General features: G+C 72.3%; 10 protein-coding genes and 1 pseudogene. 3 read left to right on the forward strand and 8 right to left on the reverse strand.

The window, feature by feature from the left end; translation table 11 throughout:
* Positions 1–366, forward strand: a pseudogene (locus OG289_RS29035) (VOC family protein); the annotation flags it as partial.
* Between the two features lie 58 nt (positions 367–424).
* Here OG289_RS29035 and cseC read toward each other — a convergent pair.
* The 5 genes from cseC to OG289_RS29060 form a co-directional block, all read right to left on the reverse strand.
* Entirely contained in the window at positions 425–1,774 is a 1,350-nt protein-coding gene (cseC, locus tag OG289_RS29040; protein WP_327316992.1) for a two-component system sensor histidine kinase CseC, read from the reverse strand.
* Positions 1,775–1,793: 19 nt separating this feature from the next.
* Positions 1,794–2,495 (reverse strand): two-component system response regulator CseB, encoded by a 702-nt coding sequence (gene cseB / locus OG289_RS29045; RefSeq protein ID WP_327316993.1) that lies wholly within the window; start codon positions 2,493–2,495, stop codon positions 1,794–1,796.
* A gap of 283 nt (positions 2,496–2,778) precedes the next feature.
* Positions 2,779–3,438: a hypothetical protein gene (locus OG289_RS29050; protein WP_327316994.1), complete on the reverse strand. Its 660-nt coding sequence runs from the start codon at positions 3,436–3,438 to the stop codon at positions 2,779–2,781.
* The gene (locus OG289_RS29055; protein ID WP_069773156.1) at positions 3,423–3,965 is read right to left on the reverse strand and encodes a SigE family RNA polymerase sigma factor; all 543 of its coding nucleotides are present in this window, start codon (positions 3,963–3,965) and stop codon (positions 3,423–3,425) included. Before OG289_RS29055 ends, OG289_RS29050 begins: the two co-directional genes overlap by 16 nt.
* A gap of 373 nt (positions 3,966–4,338) precedes the next feature.
* Positions 4,339–5,271, reverse strand: a complete 933-nt coding sequence (locus OG289_RS29060; protein ID WP_327316995.1) for an A/G-specific adenine glycosylase — start codon at positions 5,269–5,271, stop codon at positions 4,339–4,341.
* Positions 5,272–5,527: 256 nt separating this feature from the next.
* On the opposite strand from OG289_RS29060, the gene OG289_RS29065 reads away from it, so the two are divergent.
* Positions 5,528–6,340: a hypothetical protein gene (locus OG289_RS29065; RefSeq protein ID WP_327316996.1), complete on the forward strand. Its 813-nt coding sequence runs from the start codon at positions 5,528–5,530 to the stop codon at positions 6,338–6,340.
* A gap of 71 nt (positions 6,341–6,411) precedes the next feature.
* Here the strand turns inward: OG289_RS29065 and disA are convergent, their stop codons facing one another.
* A complete protein-coding gene (gene disA / locus OG289_RS29070) occupies positions 6,412–7,536 on the reverse strand; it encodes a DNA integrity scanning diadenylate cyclase DisA (protein ID WP_327316997.1) in 1,125 nt (374 codons plus the stop codon).
* Between the two features lie 80 nt (positions 7,537–7,616).
* Positions 7,617–9,026 (reverse strand): DNA repair protein RadA, encoded by a 1,410-nt coding sequence (gene radA / locus OG289_RS29075; protein ID WP_327316998.1) that lies wholly within the window; start codon positions 9,024–9,026, stop codon positions 7,617–7,619.
* A gap of 264 nt (positions 9,027–9,290) precedes the next feature.
* On the opposite strand from radA, the gene OG289_RS29080 reads away from it, so the two are divergent.
* A complete protein-coding gene (locus OG289_RS29080; protein ID WP_327317000.1) occupies positions 9,291–11,057 on the forward strand; it encodes a BACON domain-containing protein in 1,767 nt (588 codons plus the stop codon).
* 138 nt (positions 11,058–11,195) lie between these two features.
* On the opposite strand, the gene OG289_RS29085 is transcribed toward OG289_RS29080, so the two are convergent.
* On the reverse strand, positions 11,196–12,044 hold the full coding sequence (locus OG289_RS29085; protein ID WP_442818968.1) for a hypothetical protein: 849 nt from the start codon (positions 12,042–12,044) through the stop codon (positions 11,196–11,198).
* Between the last annotated feature and the right edge of the window lie 11 nt (positions 12,045–12,055).

The raw sequence follows: 12,055 nt of genomic DNA on the forward strand, positions 1-12,055 counted from the left end.
GAGAAGCTCGACTTCGAGGTGCGCGATGACGTCTCCATGGGGGAGATGCGCTGGATCACCGTCGGAGCCAAGGACCAGCCCGGGGTGGAGCTTGCCCTGATGAGTCTTGACGGGCCCGGCCTCGACCCCGAGTCCTCCGAGGCGCTGAAGAAGCTCGTCAGCAAGGGCGCCCTGGGCGCGGGCGCGTTCCGTACCGACGACTGCCGCGGCGACTACGAGACCTTCAAGGCGCGGGGCGTCGAGTTCCTCCAGGAGCCCCAGGAGCGGCCGTACGGCATCGAGGCGATCTTCCGCGACGACAACGGCAACTGGTACTCACTGACTCAGCGCAGCGAAGAGCTCGACTTCTCGAAGGACTTCGGCTGAGGCCCTCGCGGTCACGCCCCCTTGGCCCCACACGCCGTCGTCACGGCACTGGCCGTCGTCACGGCATCATCGGGTGGCTTCCCGTGTTCGTCGGCGCGTGCTCGGGCAGCCACAGGACGGCGACGGCGCCCTCGGCGGGTATGTGCTGCGGAGCGCCCGCAGGCCGTACGTTGCGGAAGGTCAGCCGGGCGCCCAGGACGCGGGCCTGGCCCGCCGCGATGGTGAGGCCGAGCCCGTGGCCGTGCCCGGCGCGGTCGGTGCTGCCGGTGCGGAAGCGGCTCGGCCCCTCGGCGAGCAGGTCCTCGGGGAAACCGGGGCCGTGGTCGCGGACCCGGATGACCCGGCCCTCGACGGTGACCTGGATCGGCGGCTTGCCGTGCCGGGCGGCGTTGGCGAGAAGGTTGAACAGGACCCGCTCCAGACGCCTGGGGTCGGTCGTGACCATCGACTCGTGCACCACCCGTACCTCGATGTCCGGGTCCTTGGCCGCCACCCGCCGGGCCACGAACTCGCCCAGCACGATGTCCTGAAGCTCGGCCCGCTCCGAGGCGCCGTCGAGGCGGGCCACCTCCAGCACGTCCTCGACGAGGGTGCGCATGGCCTTCGCCCGGTCCAGGACCAGCTCCGTCGGCCGGCCGGGCGGCAGCAGCTCGGCGGCCGTCAGCAGTCCCGTCACCGGGGTGCGCAGCTCGTGCGCGATGTCGGCGGTGACCCGGCGCTCGGCCTCCAGCCGTTCCTGCAGTGTGTCCGCCATGGCGTCCACCGCGCTCGCCAGGTCGTCGGTCTCGTCCCGCACGACCCCGCCGATGGCGTCCCGCACGCGGACGTCCGACTCGCCCTTGGCGACCTGGTTCGCAGCGGCGGCCGCCTTGCGCAGCCGGCGCGAGAGCTGTCCGCCGATGAGCACGCCGAGCGCGCTGCCGCCGAGGACGACCGCGATGGAGCCGATCACCAGGGCCTGGTCGAGATCGTTGAGGATGTCCGTGCTGCGGTCGGTGAACCCGGTGTGCAGGGACAGCACATGCCCGTCCTTGACCGGCACGGCCGCCCAGATGTCCGGCACCCCGCCCGCGCGGTCGGAGACGAAGGTGGCCCGGCGGCCCTCCTGAACCTTATCCCGCAGCGCCGGCGGCAGGTTGGAGTCGTCGATCTTGATGTTGGGGAAGTGGAAGTTCGGCCTCCCCGACGCCTCGTAGTTGCGCTGGGCGATCTGGACGCGCTCGTCGGCGAGGTCGCGCGCGTTGTCCAGCATGGACACGCGGGCGGCGTTGTGCACGACCAGACTGAGCGCGATCGCCACCAGCGCGCCGACCAGCGCGATCGCCGCACTCAGCTTCCACCGCAGACCCGTACGGATGCCCATGCGCTCCGTGCGAGCCGGACCCAGCTGCCGGATCATCCCCCGCATACTCCTGCCCCTGCCCCGCTCAGGCCTTCAGCTTGTAGCCGAAGCCGCGGACCGTCTCGATACGGTCCTGACCGATCTTCGTTCGCAGCCGCTGCACATGGACGTCGACGACCCGGGTGTCGCCGCCCCAGCCGTAGTCCCACACCCGCTCCAGCAGTTTGTCGCGTGAGAGGACCGTGCCCGGGGCGGAGGAGAACTCCAGCAGCAGGCGCATCTCGGTCGGGGTCAGCGCCACCGGGTGCCCGGCCCGGCGCACCTCCATGCCCTCCGTGTCGACCTCCAGATCGCCGAAGGTCAGCACACCACCGGCGGCGGAGGCGGCGGGCTCGGTGCGGTCGCCGCCGCCCGCGTGACCGAAGCGGCGCAGCACGGCGCGGATCCGGGCGACCAGCACGGCGCCGTCGAAGGGCTTGGTCACGTAATCGTCGGCGCCGGCCTCCAGGCCGAGGACGACGTCTATGGAGTCGGCGCGCGCCGACAACATGATCACCGGCACGGTGGACTCGTCCCGGATGCGCCGGCACAGGCTCACGCCGTCCAGGCCGGGCACCATGACGTCCAGCAGCGCGATGTCGGGGCGGTCGGCACGGAACGCCTCGAGGCCCGACAGGCCGTCGGGCATCGCGGTGACCGCGAAGCCGTCCCGCTCCAGGGCGAGCTGGGTGGCTTCGCGGATGACGTCGTCGTCCTCGACGAAGAGGACGTGGGTCTGGTCTGCCATCCCGGTGCTCTCAGTTCTCGTATGCGTTTTCGTATGCGGGTCGGTCGTCGATCGTCGGTCTGCCGTCCGGCGGTCTGGGGTCCGTCAATTCTGGGGTCTGCCAGTCTGCGGTCCGCCAGGCTGTCGGTCTCCTGTCGAGGGTGCCCCTTGAGTGGACGCCCGGAGCGCGGCGAGCGTTCATTTCTCGTGCGGCCCGCCTCGCCCGACACCCATTGATCGGAACGACCGGCCCGATCGGTTCACACTGCCGGAAGAATTTTTCGGCCGGCCGATCCCGGGCAGGTCAGCCGGCCTCCGGCGCCATCGTCGGTTCTCCGCCGACGACGCTGCTGTAGTCGTTGTGCCAGCTGAACTCCTTCATGAAGCGGCCCGACGCCCAGCGGTACGTGATCACGTTCTCACCGGACGGGCTGGAGACGGGGTCGCCCTTCTCGTACACCTGCTTGGTCACCACCAGGTCGCCCCGGTCCATCTCCGCATAGACCGGTGGCTCCTCGGCCTTGAACACGTTCTCGTAGCCGTCGTCGTTCTCCCGGTACACGTACGAGCCGACGCCGACGGCGTCACCGCAGGTGAGCACGTTGACGATGAGGTCGCTGCCGGAGCCGCCGGTGAGGTTGCCGTACGAGACGTCGACCGGGTACTCGTCGCCGACGCACGGCTTCAGCTCGCGCTTGACCTCCGCCGAGACGGCGGGGTCGTCCTTGACGAGCCGGACCGCGTCCGCCCGGTCGGGGGTGTCGGTGGGGGCGGCCGAGGGCGAGGCTGTGGCGCCCGCCACCGCCTCGGCGTGGGCCGGGCCCTCGTCACGGGCACCGGTGCCGCCGGTTGCGCAGGCGGAGACGAAAAGGGCGAGGGCGGCGAGCACGGACATCGCCGTGATCGCCGCCTGGATGGTGCCTCGGGCCGATGATGGCCCGGCCTCGGTCAGGCCGCCGCGCAACGCTCCCGCTCCTCACGCTCCAGCGCGCGTGCGTCCAGATCGCGGGCTTCCAGCTCCTCGCGGAGCCGGGCGAGCGCCCGGTGCAGCGTGCTCTTGACCGTTCCCGCCGACATGCCGAGGGCGGCGGCCGTCTCCTCCGTGGACATCTGCTCCCAGTGTCGCAGCACCACGACACTGCGCTGCTTCGGAGCGAGCACCTTCATCGCGTCCATCAGCAGGGCGCGGTCCGCGTGCTGCTCGGTGGAGTCGTCCACACAGGCGTCCGGGAGCTGCTCGGTGGGTACTTCCTCGAGCTTGCGGGCCCGCCACCACTCGGTCCGCGTGTTGATCATGACCCGGCGCAGGTAGGCGTCCGCGAGCCGCTTGTCCGCGATGCCGTCCCAGCGGCCGTACGTCCGGGCCAGGGCGGTCTGCAGGAGGTCCTGCGCGTCGACCGGGTCCGGGACCAGCCGCCGGGCGCTGCGCAGCAGCGCGTCCTGCCGGGTGCGGACATACTCCTCGAACTCGAGCACCTCGCCCTGCGCCATGGTCAACCGCCTCCGATTCCCCGTTCCGGCGGACTGTCGCCGCCGGTTCACTGCTGTGGTCTGTGGCCCGTCGGTCCCCGCCGGGTACGCAGATGAAGCTACGGAGGTGTTGTCACGGCGCTGTCCGAAGCAGCCTGCGGCTAGCCCTCAGCTGTCCGTCGGTTGTGTAACGGAAATGGGTTCGGGGTAAGGGGCCGGGCTGAATGATCTGTATATGGGTTGATTTATCCGTCGGTTGAGTGTGACAAAGGCCTGTCGTCGGCCGTGACGTAGCCGTCTGTCTGTGAAATGACCGTGTGTCAGGCCTGCGCGCGTGCCTGTGCCAAGTCCTGTGTCGGGCCCGCGCGTGGGGCTCGTATGCCGGGCCCGTGTGTCAGGTCAGCGGCAGGCGGTACAGCCCGCCAGGCAGTGGTTCCACGAGTCCGTCGGCGACGAGGCCGTCCAGTGCCCGCGCGCGTTGCACCGGCTCGTGCCACACACGGTCGAGGGCCGACTGCGGCACGGGCGCGTGCGCGTCCCGCAGGACGGCGAGCAGCTTGCCCCTGACCTGCCGGTCCGTGCCGGCGTAGGTCTGGCCGCGGCGCGGCGGCCCGTCGTGCTCCGGCTTGCCCGCGAGCCGCCACGCGCACAGCGCCGCGATCGGGCAGCGTGCGCACGTCTCGTTCTTCGCCGTGCAGACGAGCGCGCCGAGCTCCATGGACGCGGCGGCCCAGCGCGCCGCGGTCGGCTCGTCGTCGGGCAACAGGGCGCGGGCCAGCCTGCGCTCGGCGGCCGTGGTGGCGTTGGGCGGGTACTGCACGCCTGTGACGGCGCGCGCGAAGACGCGGCGGACGTTGGTGTCCAGGACGGCGTGTCGCCGGCCGTACGCGAAGGAGGCGACGGCCGCGGCCGTGTACTCGCCGATGCCGGGCAGCGCGAGAAGCTGCGTGTGGTCGGACGGTACGTCGCCGCCGTGCCGTTCCGTTATCGCCACCGCGGCGCCGTGCAGTCGCAGGGCGCGGCGCGGGTAGCCGAGCCGCCCCCACGCGCGTACGGCCTCGCCGGGGGCCTCCGCGGCCAGGTCGGCGGGGCGCGGCCAGCGGGCGAGCCACTGCTCGTAGACCGGCAGGACGCGGCTGACCGGCGTCTGCTGGAGCATGAACTCGCTGACCATCACACCCCACGCGCCGGCCTCGGGGCGCCGCCAGGGCAGGTCGCGGGCGTTGTCGTCGAACCAGTCGATCACCGGGGAGTGCAGGTCCGCTCCGGAGGCGTCGGCGCCGGCGCGGGCGGGGCTGCTGTACGGGGGCTTCGTGGGCGCAGTCATAGCCCTTCCGATCCTGCCATGCGCACCGGGGCACGCGCGCGTACCGCCACTCGACCGGGTCCGGTGCCGGGAGCGCGCGTGCCGCGGCCATGGCCATGGCCAGAGGTGCAACGGGTGCGATCGTCAAGGGGTGCGGGCCGCGCGTGCCGAAGTCGGGTGCGGGAGCCGTGGCTTCCGGAATGATGATCCGGAAAAGTTGTCCGCCCGGCGGCGGGTGGGGCCAGCGAACGCGTCGATCTCTCGTACAGTTTGCGCCGTGGGATCTCTGCGCAATCCGGTCGGGCCGCTTCCCTCCTCCATCTACTGGCGACGGAGGGTCGTACTGCTGTCCGTGTTCGCCTTGTTGGCGCTGCTGATCCTGTGGGTGGTGACCTCGGGCGGGGGTGGCGGGAACAACGGTGCCGATGGTGGCAACGGCAAGAATCCCGCGTCCTCCATCACGCCGGGTCCGTCCGGATCAGGGCCCGCGATCAGCCAAAACCCGGGCGGGCGTGACGAGTCGAGTGCGGGCTCCACCAGCGGGTCCGGCTCGGGGTCGGACTCGGGCTCCGGGGGTGGCACCGGCTCCGGCGGCTCGGACGGCGGCTCGGCGGGCTCCGGCACCGACGACAGCGCCAACGGCAGCGGCAGCGGTACGGCGACGACCCTGCCGGCCGGGACGACACTGCCCAACTGCACTCCCAGCGTCGTCACGTTGAGCCTGCGCAGCGTCCAGAACGCCTACTCGCCGGACCAGACGCCCACTTTCCTGCTGACCGCGAAGAACAGTTCGGGAAGCGACTGCAAGGTCGATCTCGGGCCGAAGACCGCGGTGTTGACCATCACCAAGGCGGGCAACGACGACGACTACTGGTCGTCCGCGGACTGCCCCAAGGGGTCCGGGAGCCTGCTGTACCGGGTGCCGGGCGGGGACAGCTTCACGTACACCCTGAAGTGGGACCGCAAGCCGAGCGCCCCGGAGTGCGCGACACCTCCGGCGGGGGCGGCCGGAGCGGGGACGTATCTGGTGGAGGCGAAGGCTCCGGGGTTCGCGAAGGCACAGACGTCGTTCGTGCTGGACGACGACTAGGGGAACCGCTCCAGGACCGACCTGGACGTACCGCTCCAGGGCGGACTTGGGCGTACCGCTGCAGGGCGGATCTAGACGTACCGCTCCAGGATCGACGACTCCGCCAGGCGTGACAGGCCCTCGCGGACGCTCCGGGCCCTGGCCTCGCCCACGCCGTCCACCGTCTGGAGGTCGTCGACGCTCGCGGCGAGGAGCTTCTGCAGGCCGCCGAAGTGCTCCACCAGGCGGTCGATGATCGCGCCGGGAAGGCGCGGCACCTTGGCCAGCAGGCGGAAGCCGCGCGGGGACACCGCCGTGTCGAGGGCCTCGGGGGAGCCGGTGTAGCCCAACGCACGGGCGACCGTGGACATTTCGAGCAGTTCGGCGTGGGTGAGCGCGTCCAGCTCGTACAGCGCCTCTTCGACCGTGCGGGAGCGCTTGGCGGTGGGCTCGGGAACGTAGTCCCGGACCACCAGCTCGCGCTCGGGCTCCACGCCCGCGATCAACTCGTCGAGCTGGAGGGCGAGCAGACGACCGTCCGTGCCCAGTTCGACCACGTATTCCGCGATTTCGGTGGCGATGCGACGGACCATCTCCAGGCGCTGGGCCACCGCCGAGACGTCCCGGACCGTCACCAGGTCCTCGATCTCCAGCGCTGACAACGTTCCCGCGACCTCGTCCAGGCGGAGCTTGTAGCGCTCCAGGGTGGCCAGGGCCTGGTTCGCGCGGGACAGGATCGCCGCGGAGTCCTCCAGGACGCGGCGCTGGCCGTCGACGTACAGGGCGATCAGGCGCATGGACTGGGAGACCGAGACGACCGGGAAGCCGACCTGCTTGCTGACCCGGTCCGCCGTACGGTGCCGGGTGCCCGTCTCCTCCGTGGGGATCATGGGGTCCGGCACGAGCTGGACGCCGGCCCGGAGGATCTTCGACAGGTCGGAGGAGACCACGATGCCGCCGTCGAGCTTGCACAGCTCACGCAGGCGCGTGGCCGCGAACTCCACGTTCAGGACGAACCCGCCCGTGCACATCGCCTCGACCGTCCTGTCGGAGCCCAGCACGATGAGACCGCCGGTGTTGCCGCGGAGGATCCTCTCCAGGCCGTCGCGCAGGGCCGTGCCGGGAGCCACCGCGCTCAGCGCGGCACGCATCAGGCCGTCGGCACCGGAACTCCCACCGGACTTTCCGGGAGCTGCCGCCCGGTCGTTGGCTGCCACTGCACTCCTCCGGTCACAGGGTCTGGGGGTTCCCGTTTCGCGCACTCGTTTCGTACGGACGGGCGAGACCAGGGCAAAGTCTACCGGCGGTCCTCCGCCTCCCGTGGGGCGTCTCGGCGACGGGAGCGCGGCAGGACCCGTAGGGCGTCCCCCATGTCCGCGACTTCCAGGACCTTCATGCCCGCGGGGATCTTGCCGGGATCGGTCGGCACGAGCGCGTGCGTGAAGCCCAGACGGTGGGCCTCCGCGAGTCTGCGCTGGACGCCCGTGACCCGTCTGACCTCGCCCGCGAGGCCGACTTCGCCGATCGCGACGAGGTTCTTGGGCAGCGGGGTGTCGCTCGCGGCGGAGGCCAGGGCGAGGGCGATCGCCAGGTCCGCGGCGGGCTCCGAGAGCTTCACCCCGCCAACCGTCGCCGAGTAGATGTCCCGCTTGCCCAGCGCGCTGATCCGGCCGCGCTGCTCCAGGACGGCCAGCATCATCGAGACACGGGAGGTCTCCAGGCCGGAGGTCGTACGGCGGGGCGAGGGGATCTGGGAGTCGACGGTGAGCGCCTGCACCTCGGCGACCAGAGGGCGGCGGCCCTCCAGGGTGACCGTCAGACAGGTCCCCGGGACCGGTTCGGCACGACGGGTCAGGAAAAGTCCGCTCGGGTCGGCGAGGCCCGTGATGCCCTCGTCGTGCAGTTCGAAGCAGCCGACCTCGTCGGTGGCGCCGTAGCGGTTCTTGACGCCCCGCACCAGACGCAGGCGCGCGTGCCGGTCGCCCTCGAAGCTCAGGACGACGTCCACGAGGTGTTCGAGGAGGCGGGGGCCGGCGATCGCGCCGTCCTTCGTGACATGGCCCACCAGGAGCGTGGACATGCCGCGTTCCTTGGAGGCGCGGATCAGGGCGCCCGCGACCTCGCGGACCTGGGCCATGCCGCCGGGCGCTCCGTCGATCTCCGGGGAGGCCACGGTCTGCACGGAGTCCACGATCAGCAGGGAGGGCTTCACCTCGTCCAGGTGGCCCAGGACGGCCGACAGGTCCGTCTCGGCGGCGAGGTACAGGTGGTCGTCGATGGCGCCGATCCGGTCGGCGCGCAGACGGACCTGGGAGGCCGACTCCTCGCCGGTGACATACAGCGTGCGGTGTTCGTCGCTCGCCGACTTGGCCGCCACGTCCAGCAGGAGGGTCGACTTGCCGACGCCCGGCTCACCGGCCAGGAGCACGACCGCGCCGGGTACGAGACCGCCGCCGAGGACGCGGTCCAGCTCGGGCACACCGGTGGGGCGGGCGGTGGCCTGACGGCCGTCGACCTCGCCGATGGGCAGGGCGGAGGTGGTGACGCGCCCCGGCGCCGTCGTACGGACCGCGGGCGCGCCGTACTCCTCGACCGTCCCCCAGGCCTGGCACTCGGGGCACCGGCCGAGCCACTTGGCCGTCTGCCAGCCGCATTCGGTGCAGCGGTAGGACGGGCGGTCCTTGGTGGTCTTCGTACGGGCAGCCATGGGCAAACCGTAGCCCCCGCCACCGACAGCCGGACGTGGCTGTGGACAACCGGGCTCCCCGGACACCCGGCGCCTTCGGCCCCGTGCGGACAGGCGCCCTCCGCGCAGCGGACCGGCACCCCCTGTGAATTGGCCACGCCCCGTCACGAACGGGCCACGGGACCCCCCTCCGCTGTCCCCTTATGAGGGATCGTTTCACCCGTACGGATTAAAAGGACTCAAGGGACAAGTAGACCTCGTTCCGCGCCGCCTACGGTCGCACGGGTGATGAGCAGCAGCCCGGAAACCTCGACCCGCACGACCGGCGCGCACCGGGCGCACCGGGAGGTGCGCGACGGCGCTGCGGCGCGCACGCTCGCGCAGCGGCCGCCCGCGCGCTACGAGCCGTACCTGGACGGCCTGTTCACCTACTGTCTGTCCGTCCTGTGCGACCACGACGCCGCCACCGCAGCCCTCGGTGACGTCCTCACGTTCGCCCAGCGGCGCGGCCAGCGCGTCCCGGAGGCCGCGGGCGACCGCCGGGCCTGGCTGTACGCGCTGGCCCGCTGGGCCTGTCTGCGCAAGCTCGCCGAGGCCAAGCAGAAACGTCAGGGCACGCACGCGGCGGCACGGAACGGCACCCGCCGACAGCCGGGCACGAAGCCCGCGACTTCCACCACTTCCGCGACGTCCCCGGCCCCTGCCGGCGCGGCCGGTCCGGCCGCGACCGACGAGGCCCAGGAGCAACGGGGGCGCGAACTCGCCCTGCTCGCCTGGCCGGAGGCCGCCGGCACCACCCCGGAGCAGCGCGAGGCGCTCGAACTCGCCGTACGCCACCACCTGGCCGCACACGAGATCGCCGCCGTCCTCGGCAAGGACCTCGCCGCCGCCCGCGAACTGCTCGCCTCCGCCGCCTGCGAGGTCGAGCGCACGCGCGCGGCGCTCGCCGTCGTCGAGAGCGGCGGCTGTCCCGCTGTGGGCCGGCTCACGGGCGAGAACCAGGTGGTGCTCAGCGCCGCCCTGCGCCGTGAACTCGTCCGGCACGTCGACGACTGCCCGCGCTGCCGCCGGGCCGCCGAACGCGCCGTCCCCGGCCGCTGGCCCGGCGCCGGTGTCACCCCCGCCGAGCTGCCCGTCCTGGAAGCGCCTCGCGCGCAGCTGTACGTCGCCATGGCCCACTCCTCGCGCGCGCGGGGAGCCGCCGCGCCGCGCTACGACCGGCGGGGCTTCCCGATGGACCCCAAGGACCGCGCGGCCCGTCGGGAGCGCCTCCGCGCGCGGGCCGTCACGACGACCGTCGTCGCCACCGTCGTCGCCGCGCCCGTACTCGCCCTGTGGGCGGCCTACCGGGGCACGCCGACGGGGGAGGGGGCCGAGGGCCGCTCCGCCAGCGCCGGCGAGGCGCACGGCGACAGCCTCGACGGTGAAGCGGCCGGCGGCTACGAGAACGCCGGAAACGCCAGCACGCGCCCTGGGAGCGACTTCACCAAGGACAAAGGGCCGGACGTCTCCGTGGAGGTCATCAGCGTCACGGGACTCGGCAGGAGCGCCTCCGGCCACCTCTCCGTGACGGCGGCCAACAGCGGCGACACCACCCTCGTCACCCTCACCGTGTCCCCGGACGGCGGCGAGCCGGTCCGCTGGTCGGCCGCCACGCCCGCCCCGTGGCTCTACCTGAGCCGCTCCACGGGCACCCTGAAGCCCGGCGAGTCGGTGACGATCAAGGTGTACGTCGATCCTCTGCGCGAGCCCTCCGGGCACTGGCACGCGCGCGTGGCGATCGCCCCGGCGGGCGCCGTCGTCTCCATCGAGGGCCACGGCACCGCCCCCCGCCCACCGGGCCCCGGCAACGGCCCGGGCTCCGGCCCCGGCGGCCCGCCCCCGTCATCCGATCCGGACCCCACGTCCCCGTCCTCCCCGGACCCCACGCCCTCCGCCCCGCCCCCGTCCTCCGACCCGCAGCCCACCCCCGCCGACCCGACCCCCTCCGCCCCGAACACCTCGCCACCACCGCCCGCCGACACCAGCGCCCCGACCCCGTCGACGCCGTAGGAGTCACGGGCCGTGGGGGCGGTGAGTGCCGTGGGAGGCCTGGGGGTGAGCGGGCAACGGCAGGGGGCCACCGGCAGCCGGCGGCTCGAGCCGACCGGCTCCGTCGCCCGGGAGGTCCGTGCCGGGTCCCTCAGGACCTCAGGCGGTCGGGTCCGCCGGATGCGGGGCCAGGAGGGGGAGCTGGGAGGCCAGACGCTCCTCGCACAGCTCGGCAAGGCGGTCGTAGCCGGCCTTGCCCATCAGTTCGGTCAGCTCCGGGCGGTAGGAGACGTACACCGGGTCGCCCGCGCCGTGCGCCGAGGTCGCCGACGTGCACCACCAGTGCAGGTCGTGGCCGCCCGGGCCCCAGCCCCGCCGGTCGTACTCGCCGATCGAGACCTGGAGCACGCGGGTGTCGTCGGGCCGGTCGATCCAGTCGTACGTCCGCCGCACCGGAAGCTGCCAGCAGACGTCCGGCTTGGTCTCCAGCGGCTCGCGGCCCTCCTTGACGGCCAGGATGTGCAGCGAGCAGCCCGCGCCGCCCGCGAAGCCCGGCCGGTTCTGGAAGATGCACGAACCGTTGAACGGGCGGGTCTGGCGCGAGCCCTCGTCGTCCTCCGAGACCCAGCCGTCCCGGGTGCCCTCGTCGTGGTGCTGCCAGAGGTCGGGCGTGAGCCTCGCCACATGCTCGGCGACGCGCTTCTCGTCGTCCTCGTCGGAGAAGTGGGCACCCAGCGTGCAGCACCCGTCGTCCGCGCGGCCCGCCTGGATGCCCTGGCAGCCGCTGCCGAAGATGCAGTTCCAGCGAGAGGTCAGCCATGTCAGATCGCAGCGGAAGACCTGCTCGTCGTCCGCCGGATCAGGGAACTCCACCCACGCCCGCGCGAAGTCGAGGCCCTTCTCATCCGCTGCCAGGGCCTTCTTGGACTTCTTCGGTGACTTCACCGGCTTCGCCTGGGAAGAACCGCCGGTGGATTTGTCGGCCTTCGCCTTGTTCGTCTTTGGCACTCGTCCAGGGT

The organism is Streptomyces sp. NBC_01235, assembly GCF_035989285.1.
Lineage (GTDB): Bacteria > Actinomycetota > Actinomycetes > Streptomycetales > Streptomycetaceae > Streptomyces.

Bases quoted from the DNA above. Each gene is read 5' to 3' on its own strand.
- cseC (WP_327316992.1), bottom strand. From the start codon at position 1,774: ATGCGGGGGATGATCCGGCAGCTGGGTCCGGCTCGCACGGAGCGCATG.
- cseB (WP_327316993.1), bottom strand. From the start codon at position 2,495: ATGGCAGACCAGACCCACGTCCTCTTCGTCGAGGACGACGACGTCATC.
- OG289_RS29055 (WP_069773156.1), bottom strand. From the start codon at position 3,965: ATGGCGCAGGGCGAGGTGCTCGAGTTCGAGGAGTATGTCCGCACCCGG.
- OG289_RS29060 (WP_327316995.1), bottom strand. From the start codon at position 5,271: ATGACTGCGCCCACGAAGCCCCCGTACAGCAGCCCCGCCCGCGCCGGC.
- radA (WP_327316998.1), bottom strand. From the start codon at position 9,026: ATGGCTGCCCGTACGAAGACCACCAAGGACCGCCCGTCCTACCGCTGC.